Annotated in this window: 19 protein-coding genes and 4 pseudogenes; 9 read left to right on the forward strand and 14 right to left on the reverse strand. The window is 73.0% G+C overall.

The features are described from left to right. The first annotated feature begins 75 nt into the window (after window positions 1–75). Entirely contained in the window at window positions 76–477 is a 402-nt protein-coding gene (locus ABTZ58_RS14350; RefSeq protein ID WP_351355209.1) for a RidA family protein, read from the forward strand. A 74-nt stretch (window positions 478–551) separates the two neighbouring features. Then, window positions 552–1,157: a gamma carbonic anhydrase family protein gene (locus ABTZ58_RS14355; protein WP_351355211.1), complete on the forward strand. Its 606-nt coding sequence runs from the start codon at window positions 552–554 to the stop codon at window positions 1,155–1,157. On the opposite strand, the pseudogene ABTZ58_RS14360 reads toward ABTZ58_RS14355, so the two are convergent. Next, window positions 1,152–1,301: pseudogene (locus ABTZ58_RS14360) on the reverse strand (aspartate/glutamate racemase family protein); the annotation flags it as partial. The gene ABTZ58_RS14355 and the pseudogene ABTZ58_RS14360 overlap by 6 nt on opposite strands. On the opposite strand from ABTZ58_RS14360, the pseudogene ABTZ58_RS14365 reads away from it, so the two are divergent. Continuing rightward, window positions 1,293–1,686: pseudogene (locus ABTZ58_RS14365) on the forward strand (GntR family transcriptional regulator); the annotation flags it as partial. The pseudogenes ABTZ58_RS14360 and ABTZ58_RS14365 sit on opposite strands and share 9 nt — an antisense overlap. Here ABTZ58_RS14365 and ABTZ58_RS14370 read toward each other — a convergent pair. The 3 genes and pseudogenes from ABTZ58_RS14370 to ABTZ58_RS14380 all read right to left on the reverse strand — a co-directional run bounded on the left by ABTZ58_RS14370 (window position 1,683) and on the right by ABTZ58_RS14380 (window position 4,447). Continuing rightward, on the reverse strand, window positions 1,683–2,390 hold the full coding sequence (locus tag ABTZ58_RS14370) for a uracil-DNA glycosylase (protein WP_351355214.1): 708 nt from the start codon (window positions 2,388–2,390) through the stop codon (window positions 1,683–1,685). The pseudogene ABTZ58_RS14365 and the gene ABTZ58_RS14370 overlap by 4 nt on opposite strands. Next, a complete protein-coding gene (locus ABTZ58_RS14375) occupies window positions 2,390–3,121 on the reverse strand; it encodes a hypothetical protein (RefSeq protein ID WP_351355217.1) in 732 nt (243 codons plus the stop codon). Before ABTZ58_RS14375 ends, ABTZ58_RS14370 begins: the two co-directional genes overlap by 1 nt. A gap of 684 nt (window positions 3,122–3,805) precedes the next feature. Then, a pseudogene (locus tag ABTZ58_RS14380) lies at window positions 3,806–4,447 on the reverse strand (ArsR/SmtB family transcription factor). A 468-nt stretch (window positions 4,448–4,915) separates the two neighbouring features. Between ABTZ58_RS14380 and ABTZ58_RS14385 the strand changes: the two are divergent. Then, complete coding sequence (locus ABTZ58_RS14385) at window positions 4,916–5,422, forward strand: RNA-binding S4 domain-containing protein (RefSeq protein WP_351355626.1); 507 nt, start codon at window positions 4,916–4,918, stop codon at window positions 5,420–5,422. A gap of 55 nt (window positions 5,423–5,477) precedes the next feature. Here ABTZ58_RS14385 and ABTZ58_RS14390 read toward each other — a convergent pair whose 3' ends face one another. The 3 genes from ABTZ58_RS14390 to ABTZ58_RS14400 all read right to left on the reverse strand — a co-directional run bounded on the left by ABTZ58_RS14390 (window position 5,478) and on the right by ABTZ58_RS14400 (window position 6,985). Next, the gene (locus tag ABTZ58_RS14390) at window positions 5,478–5,957 is read right to left on the reverse strand and encodes a DoxX family protein (RefSeq protein WP_351355220.1); all 480 of its coding nucleotides are present in this window, start codon (window positions 5,955–5,957) and stop codon (window positions 5,478–5,480) included. A gap of 136 nt (window positions 5,958–6,093) precedes the next feature. After that, window positions 6,094–6,768: a class I SAM-dependent methyltransferase gene (locus ABTZ58_RS14395; RefSeq protein ID WP_351355629.1), complete on the reverse strand. Its 675-nt coding sequence runs from the start codon at window positions 6,766–6,768 to the stop codon at window positions 6,094–6,096. A 61-nt stretch (window positions 6,769–6,829) separates the two neighbouring features. Continuing rightward, a complete protein-coding gene (locus ABTZ58_RS14400; protein ID WP_502996070.1) occupies window positions 6,830–6,985 on the reverse strand; it encodes a hypothetical protein in 156 nt (51 codons plus the stop codon). 75 nt (window positions 6,986–7,060) lie between these two features. Here ABTZ58_RS14400 and ABTZ58_RS14405 point away from each other — a divergent pair. Continuing rightward, a pseudogene (locus ABTZ58_RS14405) lies at window positions 7,061–7,321 on the forward strand (DUF6343 family protein); the annotation flags it as partial. A 133-nt stretch (window positions 7,322–7,454) separates the two neighbouring features. Here the strand turns inward: ABTZ58_RS14405 and ABTZ58_RS14410 are convergent. From ABTZ58_RS14410 to rpsA, 4 genes are all read right to left on the reverse strand, one after another. After that, window positions 7,455–7,835 carry a tetratricopeptide repeat protein gene (locus ABTZ58_RS14410; protein ID WP_351355226.1) on the reverse strand — a complete coding sequence of 127 codons (381 nt, stop codon included), beginning with the start codon at window positions 7,833–7,835 and terminating at the stop codon, window positions 7,455–7,457. Window positions 7,836–7,885: 50 nt separating this feature from the next. Then, the gene (gene coaE / locus ABTZ58_RS14415; RefSeq protein ID WP_351355229.1) at window positions 7,886–8,506 is read right to left on the reverse strand and encodes a dephospho-CoA kinase; all 621 of its coding nucleotides are present in this window, start codon (window positions 8,504–8,506) and stop codon (window positions 7,886–7,888) included. Window positions 8,507–8,645: 139 nt separating this feature from the next. Next, window positions 8,646–9,584: a PAC2 family protein gene (locus ABTZ58_RS14420; protein WP_351355232.1), complete on the reverse strand. Its 939-nt coding sequence runs from the start codon at window positions 9,582–9,584 to the stop codon at window positions 8,646–8,648. Between the two features lie 170 nt (window positions 9,585–9,754). Continuing rightward, window positions 9,755–11,248, reverse strand: coding sequence for a 30S ribosomal protein S1 (rpsA, locus tag ABTZ58_RS14425; RefSeq protein WP_351355235.1), 1,494 nt, complete (start codon window positions 11,246–11,248; stop codon window positions 9,755–9,757). Window positions 11,249–11,611: 363 nt separating this feature from the next. Here rpsA and ABTZ58_RS14430 point away from each other — a divergent pair, with 363 nt between their 5' ends. Together ABTZ58_RS14430 and hrpB are read left to right on the forward strand one after the other, a co-directional pair. Next, window positions 11,612–12,460, forward strand: coding sequence for a class I SAM-dependent methyltransferase (locus ABTZ58_RS14430; protein ID WP_351355632.1), 849 nt, complete (start codon window positions 11,612–11,614; stop codon window positions 12,458–12,460). A 49-nt stretch (window positions 12,461–12,509) separates the two neighbouring features. After that, the gene (gene hrpB, locus ABTZ58_RS14435; protein WP_351355238.1) at window positions 12,510–15,023 is read left to right on the forward strand and encodes an ATP-dependent helicase HrpB; all 2,514 of its coding nucleotides are present in this window, start codon (window positions 12,510–12,512) and stop codon (window positions 15,021–15,023) included. 228 nt (window positions 15,024–15,251) lie between these two features. Here the strand turns inward: hrpB and ABTZ58_RS14440 are convergent, their stop codons facing one another. Next, complete coding sequence (locus ABTZ58_RS14440; protein ID WP_351355241.1) at window positions 15,252–16,997, reverse strand: lytic transglycosylase domain-containing protein; 1,746 nt, start codon at window positions 16,995–16,997, stop codon at window positions 15,252–15,254. A gap of 318 nt (window positions 16,998–17,315) precedes the next feature. Here ABTZ58_RS14440 and ABTZ58_RS14445 point away from each other — a divergent pair, with 318 nt between their 5' ends. After that, the gene (locus ABTZ58_RS14445; protein WP_351355244.1) at window positions 17,316–18,170 is read left to right on the forward strand and encodes a DUF4184 family protein; all 855 of its coding nucleotides are present in this window, start codon (window positions 17,316–17,318) and stop codon (window positions 18,168–18,170) included. Here the strand turns inward: ABTZ58_RS14445 and ABTZ58_RS14450 are convergent. After that, window positions 18,091–18,678 carry a hypothetical protein gene (locus ABTZ58_RS14450; RefSeq protein ID WP_351355247.1) on the reverse strand — a complete coding sequence of 196 codons (588 nt, stop codon included), beginning with the start codon at window positions 18,676–18,678 and terminating at the stop codon, window positions 18,091–18,093. The genes ABTZ58_RS14445 and ABTZ58_RS14450 overlap by 80 nt on opposite strands. A gap of 434 nt (window positions 18,679–19,112) precedes the next feature. Next, the gene (gene polA / locus ABTZ58_RS14455; RefSeq protein WP_351355250.1) at window positions 19,113–21,839 is read right to left on the reverse strand and encodes a DNA polymerase I; all 2,727 of its coding nucleotides are present in this window, start codon (window positions 21,837–21,839) and stop codon (window positions 19,113–19,115) included. 186 nt (window positions 21,840–22,025) lie between these two features. Here polA and ABTZ58_RS14460 point away from each other — a divergent pair, with 186 nt between their 5' ends. Next, a complete protein-coding gene (locus ABTZ58_RS14460; RefSeq protein WP_351355253.1) occupies window positions 22,026–24,317 on the forward strand; it encodes an FdhF/YdeP family oxidoreductase in 2,292 nt (763 codons plus the stop codon). Window positions 24,318–24,352: the final 35 nt, after the last annotated feature.

Below are 24,352 nucleotides of genomic sequence, written 5' to 3' on the forward strand. Positions count from 1 at the left end.
GGCCGCGCCGCGCATGATCGGCAGGTTGTCCGGTTGCCGTCCGCAGCGTCGTCGTGCGCAGATCGGAGCCCTCACGTGATCCGCCGTGTCACCGTCCCGAGTCTCTTCCCGCCGCCCGCCTACTCCCATGTCTCCGTCGTCGAGGCCGGCACGCGGCTGGCCTTCCTCGCCGGGTCCGTGCCCCTGGACGCCCAGGGGGAACTGGCCGGTCCCGGGGATCCCGTCCGGCAGGCCGAGCAGGTGGTCGCCAATCTGCGCGAGCAGCTGCACGCCGTCGGAAGCGATCTGGAGCATGTCGTGGCGACCGACGTGTACGTGGTGAGCGGCGAGCCGGCCGTGCTGTCCGCCGTCTGGGCCGTCGTCGAGGCCTCGGGGCTCAGTGCCGGCCCGCACTCCTCGACGCTGATCGGCGTGGCGTGCCTCGGGTACTCGGGACAGCTGGTGGAGATCACGGCGACAGCCGTCGTACCCGACTAGGCGGGGACCATCCCGCCGGGGCCGCCACGTCGGAGGACCGCCACGTCGGAGGACCGCCACGTTGGAGGACAGCCATGTTGATCGAGCATCGCGGGCAGCGTCCCGTCGTCCCCGAGTCCGCCTACGTCGCCCCGACGGCCGTGCTGTGCGGGGCCGTCGTCCTCGGTGAGCGCAGCCGGGTGCTGCACGGGGCCGTGCTCACCGCCGAGGACGGGGAGGTGCGGGTGGGCTCGGACGTCGTCGTCATGGAGAACGCGCTGGTGCGGGGACGGGCCCGGCACCCCGCGGTGCTCGGTGACGCCGTGCTGGTCGGGCCGCACGCGCACGTCAACGGAGGGACGCTTCAGGACGAGGTCTTCGTCGCCACCGGCGCCTGTGTCTTCCCCGGGGCGGTCGCGGGGGCCGGTGCCGAGCTGCGCATCCACAGCGTGCTGCACGTCAACTCGGTCCTTCCGCCCGGCACCGTCCTGCCCATCGGCTGGATCGCGGCGGGAGCACCCCGGGCGCGGCTCTTCGCGCCCGGCGAGCACGACGAGCTGTGGCAGATCCAGGAGGCGCTGGACTTCCCCGGAACCGTGTACGGCGTCCCGCGCGGCACCTCGATGCGGGAGGTCATGGCCCGCCAGGCGGATCTCTACGCGGCCCATCGCGACGACGTCCCACTCGACGGCCCGTCATGAGACCCCGCCGTCCGGCCTCCCCCACACCCTCCGCTTCGGCAGCGGCGCGGCGTAGCCGCCGGCCCGGCTGGTCGTCAGCCCCAGCGCCACCAGCGACTCCGCCAGCTTCACCGCCACGGCGACCCCGTCGACGACCGGCAGGCCCTGGAGGTCCACGCCGCCGGACTCGCCGCCTTGCGCGCGACCCCCGAGGACTTGGCCGAGGTCCGGGAACTCCTCGACCGGGCGGCCACCGCCACCGAGGCCGGGGACGCCGAGGCGATCACCGATGTCAACAGCCGGCTGCACGACCGCATCGTGGCGATGGCCGGCAACAGCCTGCTGACCGAGGCCCTGGAACCGGTCGCCGGCCGGCTGCGCTGGATGACCCGCCGCAACGAGGAGTGGCCCCAGCTCCTCGTGGAGCACCGCGAGCTGTACGAGGCCATCGCCTCGGGCGACCCCGACCGGGCCCGCGCACGCGCTGACGCACGTGCGGACCAACTACCGCTCCACCGTGCGGCACCTGTTCGGGGACGAGGGCCCTTAGTCCGTGTCCGCGGTGCTGAGCCCCGCCGCCCGTGCCGCCGTGCGCAGCACGTCACGCAGCATCGCGGGGGTGAGCCGGCCCGTGAAGGTGTTGCGCTGGCTGACGTGGAAGCAGCCGAAGAGCTGCAGGTCGTCGAGCAGGTACCGGGCCCCGTGGGCGAAGGCGGGCCGGGGCCGGGGCACGCTCCAGCCCGCCTCGGCGAACGCGGGCAGCGCGGCCTGCCAGCCGAAGCCGCCGAGCACGACGACGGCCCGCAGCGTCGGGCGCAGCAGCCGGAGTTCCTGCACGAGCCAGGGCCGGCAGGTGTCCCGCTCCCCGGGCGTGGGCTTGTTCGCGGGCGGGGCGCAGTGCACGGGCGAGGTGACGCGTACGCCGTACAGCTCCAGTCCGTCGCCGACGTGCACGGCGGTGGGCCGCGAGGCGAGCCCGACGTCGTGGAGCGCCTGGTAGAGGACGTCCCCGGAGCGGTCGCCGGTGAACATCCGGCCGGTGCGGTTGCCGCCGTGGGCGGCGGGGGCCAGTCCCACGATCAGCAGCCGTGCGTCCGCCGGCCCGAAACCGGGCACCGGCCGGCCCCAGTACGTCCAGTCCGCGTACGCCGCGCGCTTGGTACGGGCCACCTCCTCACGCCAGGAGACCAGCCGTGGGCAGGCCCGGCAGTCGGCGATGCGCCGGTCGAGGAGGGAAAGGGCGCTGTCGTCCATCACTCCACGGTAGGCGCGGGTGAGGGACGTGGCGGGCGCGGGGTCCGAGCCGGCTGGACCCGCCGGAGCCAGAGGAGGGCCCCGGCCAGCAGGGCGGCTCCGGTCAGCAGCCAGGGCAGCGGTCCTGGCCGGAGGGCTCCGACGGCCAGGCCGGTGAGCGCGCCCACGAGCTGCTGCGCGAGGGACTGCACGGACAGGGCGGTGGCGCGGCCCGCGCTGGGGACGCGACGGTGCAGCAGGTCGTTCTCGTTCGGGGACGCCCCGCCCAGGCCCAGATACACCAATCCAAAGCCGCCGACCGCGAGGGCCGTGGCCATCGGGTGCGCGCTGGAGGCGGTGACGCCGAGCAGCAGCAATCCGGCCGCCCCTGCCGCGAGACAGCCCAGCACGGCCCGCTCGCCACTGCCCGCGACCCGGGCGGCGAGCGGGGCGAGGTGGCTGCCGACCCCGGAGCAGACGAAGCCCGCACAGGCGAGCACCGCGTAGACCAGCGCCCCCGGGCCGGTCCCGCCGGTCAGCTCGACGGTACGGCCCGGGACGAGCAGTTCGACGGCGGCCAGGGCACTGCCGACGGCCGCGGCGGTGAGCAGCACCCGCCGCACCAGTGCGTCCCGCCCGCCCAGCCGCAACCCGCCGAGGACGGTGACCGGGACACCGCGCAGCACCGAACGCACAGTGGCCGGGGGCCGCGGCGGTTCCCGCAGGGCGGTCAGTACGTAGCCGACGAACACGACCCGGAGCGCTGCCCCCCAGCAGCAGCGGGACGGACAGCGGCAGCACCGCCCCGGAGGTCGCCTCGCTCAACCGGGCTCCCGGATCGGGTCCCAGGCTCAGCAGCCAGGGCAGGGCACCGCCGATCAGCAGACCGGCCGCGAGCGCCGCGGACGTGGCGGAACCACCCCGGGCCAGCCCCGTACGCAACTCGGCGCCGGGGCCGGAACACCCCTGGACGGTGTCGACGTACCAGGCCTCCGCGGTCCCGCTGGCCAGGGCACGGGCAGCGCCCATGAGCACCATGCCGGCGGTGAGCACCCAGGCGGTGGTGCCGAGGCCGACCAGGGTGAAGGCGACCACGTTGAGGGCGCCGGCCAGGGCCAGGACCGGCCGTCTCCCGAGCACGTCGGAGAGCCCGCCCGTGGGCAGTTCGAGTACGGCCACGGTCAGCGAATGAGCGGCGAAGAGCCCCGCGACGGCGGCGAGGGACATGCCGCGCTCGGTGAACAGGAGCACCATCGAGGCCAGCCCCAGCCCCGGCGGCAGCCAGAGGAGCGCGCAGACGGTGACGTAACGGCGGCGAGCGGTCCGTATCCCGGGCGGCTCGGTCGGCTCGGTCGGCTCGGGCGGCTCGGGCGGTCCGGAGGTGCCCGGTGTGTCAGGCGTCTCAGGTGTCTCAGGGGTGTCCGTCAGCCGGTCCGTCACGAGGAGGCCTCGTGGGGCGTGTCCTGCGACTTGCCCGTGTCGCCCTCGCCCCGCCGCGGAACGGCGAGCGGCAGCCCGGCGGTGAGGAGCATGACGTGCTCGGCGCGCGGATCGTCCGCGTCCCGCGCGGTCAGTTCCTCCAGCTTTCCGGCGATCGTCTCCCAGAGTTCGGTGAGCGACTCGGCCGTCAGCCGGGGCATGAGATCACTGATCCCGGACGGCTCCACCCACTCCTGACCGAACCGCCCGGCGGCCATGTCCGCCTCGTGCCGGACGAGGGATCGCTCCAGGTGCTCGACCTGCCGCCGCCGCGCCAGCCCCACGAAGGCACGGCCCGCCGCGGAGGACTCCATCGACTCGTTGCTCCAGGAGGTCACGGTGTGCAGCGCCCGCCACCGCCGCTCCCGCCCGTCCCGGTGCTCGGCCTCACCGATGAACGCGTACTTCGCCAGCACCCGCAGGTGGTAACTGGTCTACGCCGACGACTCCCCCGTCCGCGCGGCGAGCTCACTGGCCGTGGCGGGCCCGTCCTGCCGCAGCAGCCCGAGCAGCCGGATCCGCAGGGGGTGGGTGAGGGCCTTGAGGGCGGCGGTGTCGTGCTCGGGGTCCAGTACGCGCCGGTGGTCGTCGCTGTCCATACCGGAGGGTAGGGGGCCGAGCGGTTCTGCAGAAGAGATTTTGCAAAACTACCTTGGGGAAGTCGGCCGTGCACCCTTGCGCAGAGGAAATCCGCGCACAATCGGCCGAACCGGAGGACTAAGGTCGGATCCATGGCTTCTCGAGGCGCGGAGTACGGCAGGGCGAACGGAACCGGAGGCACGGTGTCCCAGGACCCGGCGTCCATGGACCCGGCGTCCTTGGACCCGGCGTCCTTGGACCCGGCGTCGAAGGGCACGCCGTCCACGGAAACCGGGTCGGAGGACACCACATCCCGGCGTCCGGCGCCGTCGGGCACACCGTCCACCGAGGCCGCGCCCGCCCCGGCCCCGGCCCCCGCAGCCGCTACCGCTACCGCCGGTGCTGCCGGTCCCGGCGAAGCGAAGGCCCCGGGCTCGAAGGCCCGGGATCCCAAGGCCCCCGACTCGAAGGCTCCGGATTCAACGGCCCTGGATCCGAAGGTCGCCGCCGCCATCGCCGCCGCCGAGGCCGCCGGTCCGCAGAGCGGCCAGACCGTCCGCGTCGACAGCTGGATCTGGTCCGTACGCCTCGTGAAGACGCGCTCCATGGGCGCTACCGCCTGCCGGGGTGGTCACGTGCGTGTCAACGGTGAACGCGTGAAGCCGGCCCACGCCGTGCGCGTCGGCGACGAGGTCCGCCTCCGGCACGAGGGCCGGGAGCGGATCGTCGTCGTCACGCGGCTGATCCGCAAGCGGGTCGGCGCCCCCGTGGCCGCGCAGTGCTACATCGACAACTCCCCGCCGCCCCCGCCCCGCGAGGCCGTCGCCCCCGCCGGCATCCGTGACCGCGGCGCGGGCCGCCCGACCAAGCGGGACCGACGGGAGCTGGAACGCCTGCGCGGCATGCCCGGGCCCGGGCCCGGTGGCGTCGGCTTCGGCCCCGGACCGAGGGGTGGCTTCAGCCCCGGCAGCGGGTTGGGCAAGTCGAGGCCTTGATCCGGGATCCGGCTCGGCTCGGCCCCGCTCAGGCCGAGCCGGGCCGGGCCGGGCGTCACACGCCCCGCCGCAGCAGCCGCACGAGATCCGCGTTGTGCCCCCGTCGCGCCCAGGCGATGAGGGCGAGCGGCAGGATCAGGATGAGAGGCGTCGCCGCGTACTCCCCGCCGAAGACGGCTATCTGGACGACGAACGCCCCCACCATCAACAGGCTCAGCGCGATCGCCGCCACCGACTGCAGCACCGGGATCAACAGGGCCACCGCCCCGGCCAGTTCCAGCACGCCGATCGTGTACATCCCCGCGCTGCCCCAGCCGAGTTCGTCGAAGGACTCGGCGGCCGACTCGTGCCCGATCAACTTGGGCAGGGCGCTCGCGATCGCGTAGAAGAGGGCGAGCAGCACCTGGAGGCCGCGCAGCGCGATCCGGGCACGCCGCCCGCGCGGGGTCGCGGACTCGCCGACGACGACGCCGGCCGGAGTGACGGAGGCGGCGGCCTCGGAAGCGGCGGCCTCGGAAGCGGTGGTCTCGGACATGGAGGTCTCCTGTGGAAGCGGTCGGTGCCGCACGGGCGGCCCGTGTCGGTGTCGCAGAGGTAGACCGCACCTCGCTGCGCGACTCATCGGAGGCCGGCCGCCGATCTGCCTCCCCTGTCCGTGACGGCGATCCGTCCTACACCACCGCCTTCACCCATATCCGGTCGTCCGTCAGATACCGGTCCACCCTCAGGCCCGCCTCCGCCAGGGCCTCCTCGAACTGCTCCCTGCTCAGCGGCCGGGCCCGGAACGTCTGTGTCCAGTGGGCGTCGGGGAACTCGTACTCCGCGCGCACCGAGTGGACTCCGTCGCCGACCGGCTCGGAGAAGACGATCCGTACGGTGAAGCCGCTGGGGTCCACGCGCTCGCGCGGCACGTTGGCGTGGTAGTCCTCGCCTTCCCGCTGGATCAGCACGCAGCCGCCCTCGGCGACATGGCGCGCACAGGTGCGCAGCAGGCCGCGCCGCACCTCGGCGTCTCCCGTGTGCACCAGGAACGACGCGAGCAGCACCACGTCGAACGTCTCGCCCAGGTCCAGTTCCTCGATGGGGCTGCATATCGTCCGCGCGCCGCGCACGCGCTCCAGCATCTCGGCGGACTCGTCCACCGCCGCGACCGTGAACCCGCGCTCCAGCAGCGCGTGCGTCATGCGCCCGACCCCGCTGCCCAGCTCCAGGATGCGCGCGCCCTCGGGCACCGCGGCGGCGATGATGTCCGGCTCGTCCCCGACGGGCAACCGCGCGTACAGCTCCACCGCGCAGCCGTCCGGGGTGATGGCCCCGGGTCCCGTCCCCTGATACCCCGCACGCATTTTCAGCTCCATGCCCGTCCAACGGGCGCTCCCCGCACGCCCGTTCCCCTCCCCGCCCCCTTCACCCGACCGAGTGAAGGAGCCCAGGACGGGCAACCGCATGGCCGCGGCGTCCGCGGTGAGCGTCCGCCCGCAGCGCGACCAGGTCGTTGACATCCTCGTGCGGCACCGCCAGGTCGAGCAGGATCCCGGGCAACGCGTCGGCGTCCGGCAGCATCGCGGCTCCCCCTGTCAGCCCTTGGTGAACCCCCGCCACGAGGAGTACGTTGCCCTCAGGAGTGGTGAACGGACGATGCGTACGGGCAGTGAACCGAGGACGGCGCGCAGTGCGCTGCGGGCCCGCTTCTGGCTGAGCCTGTGGGGGCTGGTCTGGGCGGTCGTCGGAACGGTCGCGTTCACGCTCGCCGGGCGACCCGGCTGGGCCGTCGCCTGCGGCGTGCTGCTGCTGGTCGTCACGATCGACCTCGCCGTCGTCCTCCGGCACATCCGCCAGGGCCCTCACTACCAGCCGGGCCCCGGCATTCCGCCCTACCGGCCGGTCGACGTCCGCCCGGCAGACGACCTGCCTGCGGACGGCCGGCCTGCGGACGGCCGGTCACCGGGCCGCCGGTCACCCGGCCACCGGTCGGCGGACGGCAGGCCGACGGGGAACCCGCCGCCGGACGACCGCTCCTAACGCGACGGCGTCACGAGTCGAAGCGCGCCGCCTTCAAAAACTCCGGGTTCGGATCCAGCGCGGCAGCCAGCCGGAAATGGCGCTTGGCCTGGTCGGGACGGCCCTGGCGTTCGAAGGTGCGGGCGAGCGCGAAGTGCGCGAAGGCGTTGTCCGGCTCGCGCTCCAGCACGATCGAGAACTCCAGCTCCGCCGGCCGCAGCTGCGCGGCCGCGAAGAAGGCACGCGCGCGCAGCAGCCGCGCGGCGGTGTTCTCCGGGTGGGCGGCGACGACCTCGTCGAGCAGCTTCACCGCGCCCCGCGGGTCCCGCGCGGCGAGCAGCTGCTCGGCGGCACGGAAGTCGATGACGTGCGTCTCCGGGGTACGTCCGGTGGAACCGCTGGTATCGGGCACGGCGAAGTCCTTCCCTCACTCCCCCGGTTCAACGCCCCCTCGGGGTGCCGCTATTCCTGAGGGGACTGCCGTGACACCTGGGACCTGCGCACGAGCTCGGCCCACACGTCCTTCACGCGGCGCTCCAGCTCCTCCAGCGGAACGTCGTTGTCGATGACGATGTCGGCGATCTCGCGGCGCTGCTCACGGGAGGCCTGGGCAGCCATCCGCGCGCGGGCGTCCTCCTCGCTCATGCCCCGCCGCCGCACGAGCCGGTCCAGCTGGGTCTCGGGGGCGGCGTCGACGACGATCACCAGGTCGTACAGCGGTGCCAGCCCGTTCTCCGTGAGGAGCGGGACGTCGTGGACGACGACCGCGTCCTCGGCGGCGGTCTCCTCCAGCTCGCGGGAGCGGGCGCCCACCAGCGGGTGCACGATCGAGTTGAGGGCGGCGAGCTTCTCCGGGTCGGCGAAGACGATGGAGCCGAGCCGGGGCCGGTCCAAGTTGCCGTCCCCGGCGAGGATCTCCTCGCCGAAGGCCTCCACGACCGCGGCGAGCCCCGGCGTCCCCGGCGCGACGACCTCCCGGGCGATGCGGTCCGCGTCGATCAGCACGGCTCCGCACTCGACGAGCAGCCGTGACACCTCACTCTTGCCGGCGCCGATGCCACCGGTCAGGCCCACCTTCAGCATGGCCGCAGCCTAGACGCTGCCCTGGGGGCGCCGGGTGGAGGGTGCCATGTGCCGAGTGCCCGTTCGTGTCCGTCGTGCGGCGTCGTGGGGCTGGTCGCGCAGTTCCCCGCCCCTCTGGCGGGGGCTGCCGCCCTCCTGGTCAGGTGTCGCCTTCTCGTTCCGCCAGGAACTTCTCGAACTCCCGGCCGATCTCGTCCGCCGACGGGATGTCCACCGGCTCGGCGAGCATGTTGCCGCGGGTCTCGGCGCCGGCCACGGCGTCGTACTGGTGCTCAAGGCCCTCGACGAGGGCGGTGAGGTCCTCGTCGCCCTCGCGGATCTGCCGGTCGATCTCCGTCTGGGTGCGGTGGGCGTCCGAGCGCAGGGCGTGGGCGATGCCGGGCAGGACCAGTCCGGTCGCCGCCGTGATGGCCTCCAGGACCGTCAGGGCCGCGTCGGGGTAGGGCGAGCGGGCGATGTAGTGCGGGACGTGCGCGGCGACGCCCAGGACGTCATGGCCGGCCTGGAGCAGGCGGTACTCGACGAGGGACTCGGCGCTGCCGGGCACCTGCGCCTCCTCGAACGGGCTGCGGTGGCCCGGGACGAGGTCGGTGCGGTTGCCGTGCGGGGTGAGGCCGACCGGCCGGGTGTGCGGGACGCCCATGGGGATGCCGTGGAAGTTGACCGAGAGGCGGACGCCGAGCCGCTCGACGATCTGCCGCACGGCGACGGCGAAGCGCTCCCACTCCACGTCCGGCTCCGGGCCGGACAGCAGCAGGAAGGGGGCGCCGGTGGCGTCCTGGACGAGCCGCACCTCGATGGCGGGGTCCTCGTAGTCGCTCCAGCGGTCGCGCTTGAACGTCAGCAGCGGGCGGCGGGCGCGGTAGTCGACGAGCCGGTCGTGGTCGAAGCGGGCCACGACCTGATGGGGCAGCGAGTCGAGCAGCCGGTCGACGATCTGGTCGCCCGTCTCGCCCGCGTCGATGTATCCGTCGAAGTGGTAGAGCATGACAAGTCCGGCCGACTCCTGGGCGAGCGCCATGTCGACGACGGCCAGCCCCTTCGGCTCCCATGCGTACAAATCCTGCGGATCAAGCACAGTGACCGCTCCTCCTCGTGTCCACACGGGACAACGCCGTCGCGGGTACGGGCATTCCCCGGAGGAGAAGATCATCGATCTTGGCGGAGGTGTGGCGGCCCGGGCAACACCGAGGGGCCGTACCCCGGAAGGTACGGCCCCTCAGTCAGGAGCTACTGCTCAGTGAGCGTTCAGCTCTGGCCGCCGGCCAGCTTCTCGCGAAGCGCGGCGAGCGCCTCGTCCGAGGCCAGCGCGCCGGAGTTGTCCGGGCCCTCGGAGGAGTACGAACCGCCACCGGACGCGGCCGGAGCGGCGGCCTCGCCACCCTCGGCAGCGGCCTTCTCGTCCGCCTCGCGGGACTTGATGACCTGCGCCTGGTGCTGCTCGAAGCGCTGCTGCGCCTCGGCGTACTGGCGCTCCCACTCCTCGCGCTGCTTCTCGTACCCCTCGAGCCAGTCGTTGGTCTCGGGGTCGAAGCCCTCGGGGTAGATGTAGTTGCCCTGGTCGTCGTAGGACGCGGCCATGCCGTACAGGGTCGGGTCGAACTCGACCGAGGCCGGGTCGGAACCGAAGGACTCGTTGGCCTGCTTCAGCGAGAGGCTGATGCGACGGCGCTCGAGGTCGATGTCGATGACCTTGACGAAGATCTCGTCGTTGACCTGGACGACCTGCTCCGGGATCTCCACGTGGCGCTCGGCCAGCTCGGAGATGTGGACCAGACCCTCGATGCCCTCGTCCACGCGGACGAACGCACCGAACGGAACCAGCTTCGTGACCTTGCCGGGCACGACCTGGCCGATCTGGTGGGTGCGGGCGAACTGCTGCCACGGGTCTTCCTGGGTCGCCTTCAGCGACAGGGAGACGCGCTCGCGGTCCATGTCCACGTCGAGGACCTCGACGGTGACTTCCTGGCCGACCTCGACAACCTCGGACGGGTGGTCGATGTGCTTCCAGGACAGCTCGGAGACGTGGACCAGACCGTCGACGCCACCCAGGTCCACGAAGGCACCGAAGTTGACGATCGAGGAGACGACGCCGGAACGGACCTGACCCTTCTGGAGGGTCGTGAGGAACGTCTGGCGGACCTCGGACTGGGTCTGCTCCAGCCAGGCACGGCGGGACAGGACCACGTTGTTGCGGTTCTTGTCCAGCTCGATGATCTTGGCCTCGAGCTCCTTGCCCACGTAGGGCTGGAGGTCGCGGACGCGGCGCATCTCGACCAGGGAGGCCGGGAGGAAGCCACGGAGGCCGATGTCGAGGATGAGACCACCCTTGACGACCTCGATGACGGTACCGGTGACGATCCCGTCCTCTTCCTTGATCTTCTCGATGGTGCCCCAGGCACGCTCGTACTGGGCGCGCTTCTTCGAGAGGATCAGGCGGCCTTCCTTGTCCTCCTTCTGAAGGACGAGGGCCTCGATCTCGTCACCGACGGCGACGACCTCGTTGGGGTCGACGTCGTGCTTGATCGAGAGCTCGCGGCTCGGGATCACGCCTTCGGTCTTGTAACCGATGTCGAGCAGGACCTCGTCCCGGTCGACCTTCACGATGACGCCGTCGACGATGTCGCCGTCGTTGAAGTACTTGATCGTCTCGTCGATCGCGGCGAGGAAGGCTTCCTCGTTACCGATGTCGTTGACCGCTACCTGCGGGGTGGTGGCGGTGGTCTCGGTGCTGCTCGTCATGTGGGAAAGGGCTCCGGTACGGACATTGAAGTCGTAGGTACTGCTACGCCGGGAGCCCGTTTCGCTCTGCAGAAGCCGGACAGCCAAGGAAGCGCCACACAACATCGGTGGCGCCTCGACAACCGAGGGGACATACATACAGATGCGAGCGCAGCCTGCTACGTCTGAGGTGCGCAGGCCCGCAGCGCAACTTGTAGCATACGGGGGCAGCCGGGCAGGGTCAATGCGCGAAGCCGCCCACGCGGGGCGGAACACCGCATACCCGGCACAAGTCGTGTCGTTCGAGGCCACGTAGGCCCTGCGACGACCCCTTCGTGACCTCCGGGACCGGCTGGACGGAAGAGTACGACGAGGGAGCCGATCATCCAAGAGCCCGAAGCGTCCGAACCCGAGGCCACCCGGCGTACCGCCGGGGTCTCGGAGAGCTCCCGCGCCAACCGTGGCTGGTGGGACCGCAACGCGGACGAGTACCAGACCGAGCACGGCACGTTCCTCGGCGACGACCGCTTCGTGTGGGGCCCCGAGGGCCTGGACGAGGTGGAGGCGGAGCTGCTCGGCCCGCCGGAGGAGCTGAAGGGCCGGGACGTGCTGGAGATCGGCGCAGGCGCCGCCCAGTGCTCGCGCTGGCTGGCCGCCCAGGGGGCGCGTCCGGTGGCCCTGGACATCTCGCACCGGCAGCTGCAGCACGCGCTGCGCATCGGCAAAACGTTCCCGCTGGTGTGCGCCGACGCCGGTGCGCTGCCCTTCGCGGACGGCTCGTTCGACCTGGCCTGCTCCGCGTACGGGGCGCTGCCCTTCGTCGCCGATCCGCGCCTGGTGCTGCGCGAGGTGCGCCGGGTGCTGCGGCCCGGTGGCCGTCTCGTCTTCTCGGTGACGCACCCGATCCGCTGGGCCTTCCCGGACGAGCCGGGCCCCGAAGGGCTGTCGGTGTCGGGCTCGTACTTCGACCGCACGCCCTACGTCGAGCAGGACGAGGAGGGCCGCGCGGTCTACGTGGAGCACCACCGCACCCTGGGCGACCGCGTCCGGGACGTCGTCGCGTCGGGCTTCCGGCTGGTGGACCTGGTGGAGCCGGAGTGGCCGGCCTGGAACACCTCCGAGTGGGGCGGCTGGTCGCCCCTGCGCGGGAACCTGATCCCGGGCACGGCGATCTTCGTGTGCGAGCGGAGCGAGGCGGGGGCGCCCCCGGCCGAAGGCCGAGTCAGGGGCTGAGGCACCCGCGCGTGCGGGGCGGCTGCCGCGCCGTACGACACTGAGGAACGTGATCCGTTACGACGCCCTGGACGCCCTGCCCGTACGCGGTGCCCTGCCCGCCCTGGACGACGCCCTGGCGGGGCACGGCACCGCCGTCCTGGTGGCGCCGCCGGGCACCGGCAAGACGACCCTGGTGCCGCTGGCCCTGGCGGGGCTGCTCGGGGAGGGTCCCCGGCGGCGGGTGATCGTCGCCGAGCCGCGGCGGATCGCGGCCCGGGCGGCGGCGCGACGGATGGCGTGGCTGCTGGGCGAGAAGGTCGGCGAGAGCGTCGGCTACACCGTGCGCGGGGAACGCGTCGTCGGGCGGCACACGCGCGTGGAGGTCGTCACGACCGGTGTGCTGGTGCAGCGGGTGCAGCGGGACCAGGAGCTGGCCGGCGTGGACGTGGTGGTGCTCGACGAGTGCCATGAGCGGCATCTGGACGCGGACACTGTGGCGGCGTTCCTGTGGGACGTGCGCGCCACCCTGCGGCCGGAGCTGCGGCTGGTGGCCGCGTCGGCGACGACCGACGCCGAGGGCTGGGCGGACCTGCTGGGCGGCGCGCCGGTGGTCGAGGCGCACGGGGCGGCTCACCCGGTCGAGGTGGTGTGGGCGCCGCCGGCGCGTCCGGTACGGCCGCCGCACGGCATGCGGGTCGATCCGGCGCTGCTGACGCACGTGGCGTCGGTGGTGCGGCGGGCGCTGGCCGAGCGGGACGGGGACGTGCTGTGCTTCCTGCCGGGCGTCGGGGAGATCGCCCGGGTCGCCGCTCAGCTCGGGGAGCCGGCCGGCGTGGACGTGCTCCAGGTGCACGGGCGGGCCCCGGCGGCCGTGCAGGACGCCGTGCTGGCCCCCGGGGAGCGGCGGCGGGTGGTGCTGTCGACGTCGGTCGCGGAGTCGTCGCTGACGGTGCCGGGGGTGCGGGTCGTGGTGGACTCGGGGCTGGCGCGTGAGCCGCGGGTGGACCACGCGCGCGGGCTGAGCTCGCTGACGACCGTGCGGGCGTCGCGGGCGGCGGGGCGGCAGCGGGCGGGGCGGGCCGGGCGTGAGGCGCCGGGCGTGGTGTACCGCTGCTGGGCGGAGGCCGAGGACGCGCGCCTGCCGAGGTATCCGTCGCCGGAGATCAAGGTGGCCGATCTGACGGCGTTCGCGTTGCAGGTGGCGTGCTGGGGGGATCCGGACGCGTCAGGGCTGGCCCTGCTGGACGCGCCGCCCGCCGGGGGCATGGCGGCGGCTCGGGAGGTGCTGGGGGCGGTGGGGGCGGTGGACGCCGCGGGGCGGGCCACCGAGCGGGGTGTCGCTCTGGCCCGGCTGGGGCTGCATCCGCGGCTGGGGCGGGCCCTGGTGGATTCCGTGCCGTTGGTGGGAGCCGAGCGCGCCTCGGAGATCGTCGCCCTGTTGAGCGAGGAGGCTCCTCGGGAGTACGGGGACGATCTGGCGGGTGCGTTGCGGCGGGCCCGGCGCGGGGGTGACGCCTACTCCTCGCGGTGGCGCGGTGAGGTGCGGCGGCTGCGGGGTGTCGTGCCCGGCACTTCGCGTCCTTCCGCGCCTTCCCTGGCGAACTCACCGGAGGAGCGGCAGGCCGGGGTCGTCGCCGCTCTCGCCTTTCCCGAGCGCGTCGCCAGAAGCGACGGCGGGTCGTACCTGATGGTCTCAGGGACTCGTGCCGAGGTCGGTGACGGGAGCGCGCTGCGGGGCGTTCCCTGGATCGCGGTCGCCGTCGCGGACCGGCCCGTCGGGAAGGGGCACGCGCGGGTGCGGCTCGGGGCCGTGGTCGACGAGGACGTGGCGCGGCTCGCGGCCGGGGCGCTGCTGGCCGAGCGGGACGAGGTCGGGTGGGACGGCGGGGACGTCGTGGCGCGGAGGGTGGAGCGGCTGGGGGCCGTGGAGCTGACCGTGCGGGCGCTGCGGGACGCCGATCCCGGGCTGGTGCGCGGTGCGCTGCTGGAGGGGCTGCGGCGGGAGGGGTTCGGGCTGCTGCGGTGGTCACCGGAGGCCCTGGTGCTGCGGCAGCGGCTCGCGTTCCTGCGGCTGTGTCTCGGTGACCCCTGGCCGGACGTCTCCGACGATTCCCTCCACGCGCGTGTGGAGGAGTGGCTGGAGCCGGAGCTGAGCCGGGCCCGGCGGCGGGCGGATCTGGCGCGGATCGACGCCGGGGAGGCGCTCGCCCGGCTGCTGCCGTGGGCGTCCGGTGAGGCCGGACGGCTCGACGAACTCGCACCGGAGCGGATGACCGTGCCGAGCGGGTCACGGATCCGGATCGACTACGCGCGGCCCGAGCAGCCCGTGCTCGCGGTGAAGCTGCAGGAGATGTTCGGCCTCCAGGAGTCGCCCCGGGTCGCCGGCGTGCCCCTGCTCGTGCATCTGCTGTCCCCGGCCGGGCGACCGGTGGCCGTCACCGCCGATCTCGCCTCGTTCTGGCGGGACGGCTACAAGGGCGTACGGGCGGAGCTGCGCGGCCGGTACCCGAAGCATCCGTGGCCGGAGGACCCGGCCGGGGCCGAGCCGACGCGGCACACCAACGCGCGGCTCAGTCGGTGACCGGCGACGGGTCCTCGGCCTTCGTGGCGGCGGGGCCGGTGGTGGTGGCGGCGACGAGAGCACGCATGCGGGGCCTCCCCACGGACGGAGCTGACACACCGTCAGGCTTCTCGACGCCGTAGCAACGCGCGGCGGAGAGGGGAACACGTCGCACGCACCACGACGCCCGCCCGCACGGACAACGGCGCCCCTGCGCAGAAGAGGGGCGCCGTCCGTCGTACCCGGGAGCTACGCGCTCGGGCTGACCGAAGGGCTCGGCGAGGACGTCTCCGCGGCCGCCACCGTCAGCTCGACGGTGAGGGTCGCTCCGCCCGCGGTGGTGATGCGCAGCAGGAACGTGCCGGTCGTGTCGTCCGCGTACAGCTTGGGCAGCGTCAGCAGGCCCTTCGCGTCGGTCTTCAGGCCCGCCAGGGTGCGCACGGGCTTGCCGGCGGCGTCCTTGAAGTAGGGGCCCTTGTCGTTGGCGGTGGGGTCGGCGGCCGACTTGACGAGGGTGGCGGTGGCGGCGACATCGTCGGCGACGGCCCCCTGGTACGTCGCCCTCACCTGGACCGGGCTCGCGAACTCGCCGCCCGGCACGCAGGTCAGCGCTCCGTCGCCGGTGCGGGTGAGCTTGTCGGCGGCGCGTTCGGTGACGGTGGCCGTGTAGTCGAGGCCCGCGACCGCCCGGCCCACGACCGTGGCCCGGATGGTGACGGCGCCCGTCTTCTCTCCCGCCCGCAGGGCGGGCGCGACGGCCACGCCGGAACTGTTGGTGGCGACCGTGGCCACACTCTCGCCGCCGGTGAAGGTGGTGTCCGTGTCGCCGAGGATCGTGAAACGAACGCGGACCTTGGCGACGGCCTTGCCCGCCTTCGTCTCGGCGCGGGTGCTGATGCGCTGGGCGAACGCGTCGCCGGCCATGGCGGTGAGCTTCGCCGTTCCGGCGTTCTCCAGGTGGTCCACCGTGTCGGTGGGCGTGGGGGACGTCGACGGCGGCGGGGTCGTCGAGCCGGGCGGGGTGGTGGGCGGCTTGGGCTGCGGCGTGCCGCCCCCGGGCTTTTCCGGCTTGGGGCCGGGCTTCGGCTTGGTGGTTTCCCGGCCCGGTGTGCCCGGCGTGGAGGGGCTGGACGGCGTGGACGGGTCGGGGTTCGCGCCGGAGCCGCCGTCGCTGCGGTTGCCGGGCAGCGTGCCCGTGCCGTCGGGAACCTCGTGCGTGCCCTTGCGGTAGTACTCCAGCCACCTCATGACGAGGTTGAGGTACTCGCGCGAGTTGTTGTAGCTGAGGATCGCCCTGTCGAGGTCGTCCTGGTCGGACAGGTCCCAGTTGTTGCGGCAGAGGTAGTGGCCGGCGGCGAGGGCGGCGTCGTAGATGTTGTTGGGGTCCTTCTTGCCGTCGGCGTTGCCGTCGCGGCCCGCCCACGCCCAGGTGGACGGAATGAACTGCATGGGACCGACGGCCTGGTCGTACGCGCTGTTGCCGTCGTACGCGCCGTTGTCGGTGTCCTTGATGAGGGCGAAGCCGTTGCCGTCGAGCTGCGGGCCGAGGATCTTCCCGATCGTGGTGCCCTCGGCGTCGACCCGGCCGCCGCGGGCCTGACCGGACTCCACCCGGCCGATGGCCGCGAGCAGTTGCCAGGGCAGGTTGCAGCCGGGCTTGGACTCGCGCAGCGAGGCCTCGGCCTTCTTGTACGCGTCGAGGACGGTGGCGGGAATGCCCGCCTCGGTCTCGCCCCGGCCGCTCGGGGACGGTCCGGTGGACGGGGACGGGTTGGGGCTCTTCAGCGGCGGCAGGTCCGTGTAGTACGGCGAGTTGCCGGTGGCGCTGCCGTCGGAGGCGTTCACGTCGGGCGACGGGGTGGCGTCGGCGGCGGTCTGTCTGCCGTGGTCGTTCACGCCCGGAGCCTGGGAAGCGGACAAGGCCGCGACCGCCACCGCGGCCACGGCGGTCGTCGCCGCCCCCTTGCGCAGCCTCCTGCCGAATTGCGCCGCCATAGAGTGAACCCCTCCCGTGGACGCCCGAGCGCCCGTCTCTGTCTGTTGCGCTCCGTGTGGTGCGTTCGCGTACTGCTGTTGCGTTCGCTCTGTTGTGACGATCGACCGGCCCGAGTGGTTGCCCTCCGGAAGACATCTCTCCACCCCGGCACGGTGACCCTGGCGACCCTACGACAACTTGCTTTGCGCAGACACCCGTTCGTGCCCGGTTTTCACCGGTTGGCCACGTGGAGGGCACCGCGAGGTACCGGCGTACGGCGTCCCCCATACTGAGGGCCCTGTGATCCTCCAGCCGAACACCGTCGCCGAGGAGCCGAGTTGCCGTTCACGCTGAGCCATGCGGCAGCCGTCCTGCCCGCCGTGCGGACCGACGGGAGCGGCCGGGGCCGACTGGTGCCCGCGGTGCTGGTGGCGGGTTCCTTCGCGCCCGACATGACCTACTACGCGGCGAGTGTCCTGCCCGGGGCGATGGAGTTCGGGGACGTGACGCACTCCTTCCCCGGTGTGTTCACCGTCGATGTGCTGGTCGCCTGGGCGCTGGTGGGGCTGTGGCTGCTCCTGCGTGAGCCTCTGGTGGCGCTGCTGCCGCGGGCCCGGCAGGGACGGGTGGCCACGCTGGTGCGGTGCGGGGCGCCCCGCGCGCGGGTGCGGCCGTCGCTGGTGGCGTGGTGGTACGGGTCGGCGGTGCTCGGGGCGCTGACGCATGTCGTGTGGGACGCGTTCACGCATCTCGACCGGTGGGGGATGCGCATGTTCCCGGTGCTGGGGCGGGAGGTGGCGGGCTCGCCGCTGTACTGGTACCTGCAGTACGGCGGTTCGGCGGTGGCCGCGGTCGTGATCATCGTGTTCGTGACGCGGGCGCTGCGCCGGATGCCGGGGGGCGAGCCGACGGGCGTTCCGGTGCTGTCGGCCGGGGACCGCTGGGCGGCCGCGGCCGTGATCGGCGGTTTCGCCCTGGTGGGGGCGGTCCAGCGGGCGCTGCGGTGGTGGGCTTACTGGGGGTCGGCGGCCAAGCCGTGGGAGATCGTCCCGACGGTGTGCTTCGGCGCGGGCGCGGGGCTCGTCCCGGGGCTGCTGCTGTACGCCGTGGCCGTCAGGGCGTGGCGTCCGGCTCCGGTCCGCGATGGCCCTGGACACGTCGGCGAGGAACCGAGCCGCTCGGCGGTTCGCTGAGGGTGCCGGGGCGGTGCCCGGCGTCCGTAGGGGTGGCCTCCGTGGGGGCGGTGTCTGCACGGCGCCCGGCCTCGTCCGAGGGCGCGGTGGGGGTGCGGAGTACGGCGTCGGCCAGGGGCTGGGTGCCGGTGCGCGGTACGGCGTCCGCCGGGGGCTTCGTACCGGTGCGCAGGACGGCGTCCGCCGAGGACTTCGTACCCGTGCGCAGTACGGCGTCCGCCGAGGACTTCGTACCCGTGCGCAGTACGGCGTCCGCCGAGGACTTCGTACCCGCGCGCAGTACGGCGTCCGCCGGGGGCTGGGTGCCGGTGCGCGGTACGGCGTCCGCCGAGGACTTCGTACCGGTGCGCAGTACGGCGTCCGCCGGGACGGTGGGAGGGGAAGGGCCGTCAGTGCCGGCCGGGTCCGTCGGGGGCGCCTCGGACGCCGGCCAGGCGCCGCCGGAGGTTCGTCGACGCGTGGCGCAGGGCCATGGGCCTACGGCCGTGGGCCAGACGCCGCCGGACATCTGCCGCTGCCCGGCTCACGGCGACGGGCTTTCGGCCGTGGGGCATGCGTAGCCCGAGGCGTACCGCGCTGCGGCGCAGAACCGTGGAGGCACCGGCCGGGACGCGCACGGTACTGGCGTCGACCGCGACGACCGGGACCGGCGAGAACGCCACGCGCAAGACCGGCGGGAGCGCCGCGCGGAAAATTGGCGGGAGCGCCGCGCGGAAGACCGGCGGGAGCGCCGCGCGGAGATTCGCGCCAGGAGCCGTGCGGCTGATGAGCGTGCGTATACCCATGCCCGCATCCTTGCGACGGCCCGGGAGCGGGGCGCCTTCTCGTCGGCCACGCGAGTGACGGGCCGGTGAGGCTGGAGGCGGCGCTCCGGGACAGGTGCCCCAGGGCATCGAGGGCGGCGGCCCCGCCGAGGCCGGCCCTCGATGCCCTGGCACGTCGCTAGTGCGCCGCCGACTCCCAGTCCGGTCCCGCGCCCACCGAGACGCCCAGCGGCACACGGAGCCGCACCGCGTTCGCCATCTCACGGCGGACCAGTTCCTCCGCGGCCGGCCGCTCGCCGGGGGCCACTTCGAGGACGATTTCGTCGTGCACCTGGAGGAGCATGCGGGAGGACAGACCCGCCTCCTTCAGCGCGCTGTCCACCTTGAGCATGGCGATCTTGACGATGTCGGCCGCCGTGCCCTGGATCGGCGCGTTCAGGGCCATCCGCTCGGCGGCCTCGCGGCGCTGGCGGTTGTCGCTGTTGAGGTCGGGCAGGTAGCGCCGGCGTCCGAAGAGCGTGGCCGTGTATCCCGTCGCCCGGGCCTCGTCGACCGCCCGGCGCAGATAGTCCCGCACGCCGCCGAACCGCTCGAAGTACGCGTCCATCAGGGCGCGGGCCTCAGCCGCCTCGATGTTCAGCTGCTGGGAGAGGCCGAAGGCGGACAGTCCGTAGGCCAGGCCGTACGACATGGCCTTGATCTTGCGGCGCATCTCGGCGTCCACCGCGTCCGGCTCCACCGCGAAGACCTGGGCGGCGGCCGTGGTGTGCAGGTCCTCGCCGGAGGTGAACGCCTCGATCAGGCCCTCGTCCTCGGAGAGGTGGGCCATCACGCGCAGCTCGATCTGGCTGTAGTCGGCCGTCATCAGCGACTCGAAGCCCTCGCCGACGACGAAGCCGCGGCGGATGGCGCGGCCCTCGTCGGTGCGGACCGGGATGTTCTGGAGGTTCGGGTCCGTCGAGGAGAGGCGGCCGGTGGCGGCGACCGTCTGGTTGAACGTGGTGTGGATCCGGCCGTCCGCGGCGATGGTCTTGATCAGGCCCTCGACGGTGACACGGAGCTTGGCCTGCTCGCGGTGGCGGAGCATGATCACCGGCAGTTCGTTGTCGGTCTGGCCGGCCAGCCAGGCGAGTGCGTCCGCGTCCGTGGTGTAGCCGGTCTTGGTGCGCTTGGTCTTGGGCAGGGCCAGCTCGCCGAAGAGGACCTCCTGGAGCTGCTTGGGCGATCCCAGGTTGAACTCGTGGCCCGCCGCCGCGTGGGCCTCCTTCACCGCCTGCTGGACGGCGCCGGCGAACATCTGCTCCATGGCCTCCAGGTGGGACCGGTCGGCCGCGATGCCGTGCCGCTCCATGCGGGCGAGCAGCGCGGACGTGGGCAACTCCATGTCGCGCAGCAGGTCCGCGGCGCCGACCTCCTCCAGGCGGCTCTCGAAGGCCTGGCCCAGGTCGAGGACGGTCCGGGCCTGGATCATCAGGGCCTCGGCCTCGGCGGCGTCGTCCGCACCGAAGGCGAGCTGGCCGTCGGCCGTGGCGGCGGGGGCGAGCTCGCGGTGCAGGTACTCCAGGGACAGCGCGTCCAGGTCGAAGGAGCGGCGGCCCGGCTTGACCAGGTAGGCAGCGAGCGCGGTGTCCATGGTGATGCCCTCGACGCTCCAGCCGTGCTCGGCGAAGACGCGCATGGCGCCCTTGGCGTCGTGGAAGACCTTGGGGCGCTCGGCGTCGGCGAGCCAGGCCGCGAAGGCCGTCTCGTCGGCCTCGTCCAGCTGCGAGGGGTCGAACCAGGCGGCCGGTCCGCCGGGCGCGGCCAGGGCGACCTCAGCGACGGAGCCGGTGCCGAGCGCCCAGGTGTCCACCGTGGCGACGCCGAGGGGCCCGGTGGCGTGCTCGGTGAGCCAGGCGGTCAGCTCGCCGGTGGAGAGCACCGTGCCGTCCAGCTGCACGCCCTCCGTGCTGATCGGGGTGGTCTCGGCCTCCTCGGCGCCGGGGTCGACGGCGAAGAGCCGCTCGCGCAGCGAGGGGTTGCGGATCTCCAGGGTGTCCAGGACCGTCGCGACGGCCTTGCGGTCGTACGGGGCCCGCTCCAGCTCCCTGACTCCCTTGGGCAGCTCGACCCGGCGCTCCAGCTCGGTGAGGCGGCGGTTGAGCTTGACCGCTTCGAGGTGGTCGCGGAGGTTCTGCCCGGCCTTGCCCTTGACCTCGTCCACGCGCTCGACGAGCTCGGCGAAGGAACCGAACTGGTTGATCCACTTCGCGGCGGTCTTCTCGCCGACGCCTGGGATGCCGGGGAGGTTGTCGGAGGGGTCGCCGCGCAGGGCCGCGAAGTCGGGGTACTGGGCGGGCGTCAACCCGTACTTCTCGAAGACCTTCTCCGGGGTGAAGCGGGTCAGCTCGGAGACGCCCTTGGTCGGGTACAGGACGGTCGTGTGCTCGCTGACCAGCTGGAACGAGTCCCGGTCGCCGGTGACGATCAGCACCTCGAAGCCCTCGGCCTCGGCCTGCGTGGCGAGCGTGGCGATGACGTCGTCCGCCTCGAAGCCGTCCACGGCGAAGCGGGCGGCGCCCATCGCGTCGAGGAGCTCGCAGATCAGCTCGACCTGGCCCTTGAACTCGTCCGGGGTCTTGGAGCGGTTCGCCTTGTACTCCGTGAACTCCTGGGAGCGCCAGGTCTTGCGGGAGACGTCGAAGGCGACCGCGAAGTGCGTGGGCGCCTCGTCGCGCAGCGTGTTCGCCAGCATCGACGCGAAGCCGTAGATCGCGTTCGTCGGCTGGCCCGTCGCGGTCGTGAAGTTCTCCGCGGGCAGCGCGAAGAACGCGCGGTAGGCCAGCGAGTGCCCGTCCATGAGCATCAGTCGCGGACGGCTGCCGCCGGAGGTCGTGTCGGTCGTCTTCGATGCTGTCTCTGCCACGCCCCCGATCCTGCCACGCCCCACTGACACTCGATCCCGCCCCCGGCCGTGCCGTGCCGAGCCGAGCGGTGCCGTGCCGAGCCGACGCCGAGGCCCGGCTCCGGTCCCGACCGCCCTCACCCCGTGTCACCGCCCCGTGCGAGGATCGGAGACGTACCTCACAGCGCAGTCGAAGGGGAGCGTGCGATGGCGTCGAAGCCGCCCAAGAGTGATCCGGTCCAGGACACGCCCCAGGTCGCCGGGCCGAAGCACGCGGCAGCGGGGCTCCCCGCGATCGGGCACACCCTGCGCGTCGCCCAGCGGCAGATGGGCGTCAGGCGCACGGCGCTGACGCTGCTGAGCGTGAACCAGAAGGACGGCTTCGACTGCCCGGGCTGCGCCTGGCCCGAGCCGGAGCACCGGCACAGGGCGGAGTTCTGCGAGAACGGCGCGAAGGCGGTCGCGGAGGAGGCCACGCTGCGCCGGGTCACGCCGGAGTTCTTCGCCGCCCACCCGGTCGCCGACCTGGCCGGCCGCAGCGGTTACTGGCTCGGCCAGCAGGGCCGCCTCACCCACCCCATGTACCTCCCGGAGGGCGGCACGCACTACGAGCCGGTCACCTGGGAGCGCGCCTTCGACATCATCGGCGAGGAGATCGCCGCCCTCGGCTCCCCCGACGAGGCCGTCTTCTACACCTCGGGCCGCACCAGCAACGAGGCCGCGTTCCTCTACCAGCTCTTCGCCCGCGAGCTCGGCACGAACAACCTGCCCGACTGCTCGAACATGTGCCACGAGTCGTCCGGCTCGGCCCTGTCGGAGACCATCGGCATCGGCAAGGGCAGCGTCCTGCTGGAGGACCTGTACCAGGCGGATCTGATCATCGTCGCCGGCCAGAATCCCGGCACGAACCACCCGCGGATGCTCTCCGCCCTGGAGAAGGCCAAGGCCAACGGGGCGCGGATCATCAGCGTCAACCCGCTGCCCGAGGCGGGCCTGGAGCGCTTCAAGAACCCGCAGACCCCGCAGGGCATGCTCAGGGGCGCCGCGCTCACGGACCTGTTCCTGCAGATCCGCATCGGCGGCGACCAGGCGCTGTTCCGCCTCCTGAACAAGCTGATCCTGGAGCGGGAGGGCGCCGTCGACGAGGCGTTCGTGCGGGAGCACACGCACGGCTTCGGGGAGTTCGCCGAGGCCGCCCGCGCCGCCGACTGGGACGAGACGCTCAGGGCGACGGGCCTGACCCGCGAGGAGATCGACCAGGCCCTCGCCCTGGTCCTCGCCTCCGAGCGGACCATCGTGTGCTGGGCGATGGGCCTCACCCAGCACAAGCACTCCGTGCCCACGATCCGGGAGGTCGTCAACTTCCTGCTGCTGCGCGGCAACATCGGCCGCCCGGGCGCGGGCGTGTGCCCGGTGCGGGGGCATTCGAACGTGCAGGGCGACCGCACGATGGGCATCTTCGAACGCCCCGCCCCGGCGTTCCTGGACGCGCTGGAGCGGGAGTTCGGCTTCGCGCCCCCGCGCGAGCACGGCTACGACGTCGTACGGGCGATCCGCGCGCTGCGCGACGGCGAGGCGAAGGTCTTCTTCGCGATGGGCGGCAACTTCGTCTCGGCATCGCCGGACACGGAGGTCACCGAGGCGGCCGTGCGGCGGGCCCGGCTGACCGTGCACGTGTCGACGAAGCTGAACCGCTCGCACGTGGTCACCGGCGCGCGGGCGCTGATCCTGCCGACGCTCGGCCGCACGGAGCGCGATGTGCGGGGCGGCGGCGAGCAGTTCGTGACGGTGGAGGACTCGATGGGCATGGTGCACGCCTCCCGGGGCCGCCTGGAGCCCGCGAGTGAGCACCTGCTGTCGGAGCCGGCCATCGTGTGCCGCCTGGCCCGCCGGGTGCTGGGCGAGAACAGCCGCACGCCCTGGGAGGAGTTCGAGAAGGACTACGCGACGATCCGGGACCGCATCGCGCGCGTGATCCCCGGGTTCGAGGACTTCAACGCGCGCGTGACGGGTTCGGCCGGCCGCCCCGGGGGTTTCGCACTCCCCCACGCCCCGCGTGACGAGCGCCGCTTCCCGACGGCCACCGGCAAGGCCAACTTCACCGCCGCTCCCGTGGAGTACCCGGAGCTGCCCGAGGGCCGCCTGCTGCTGCAGACGCTGCGCTCGCACGACCAGTACAACACCACGATCTACGGCCTGGACGACCGCTACCGGGGCATCCGGGGCGGCCGCCGGGTGGTGCTGGTCAACCCCGAGGACGCCCGGGCCCTGAAGCTGGCGGACGGGGCGTACGTGGACCTGGTGGGTGAGTGGAGGGACGGCGTGGAGCGCAGGGCGCCGGGCTTCCGGGTCGTGCACTACCCGACGGCCCGGGGCTGTGCCGCCGCCTACTACCCGGAGACCAACGTGCTGGTGCCGCTGGACGCCACGGCGGACACCAGCAACACCCCGGCCAGCAAGTCGGTCGTGGTGCGTCTGGAACAATCGGCGACCGACTGAGCGTTCGCTCAGGCGTAGAGCAGCCGCAGCGACCA

Origin of the sequence: Streptomyces sp. NPDC094143 (assembly GCF_040303825.1) — a bacterium.
Lineage (GTDB): Bacteria > Actinomycetota > Actinomycetes > Streptomycetales > Streptomycetaceae > Streptomyces.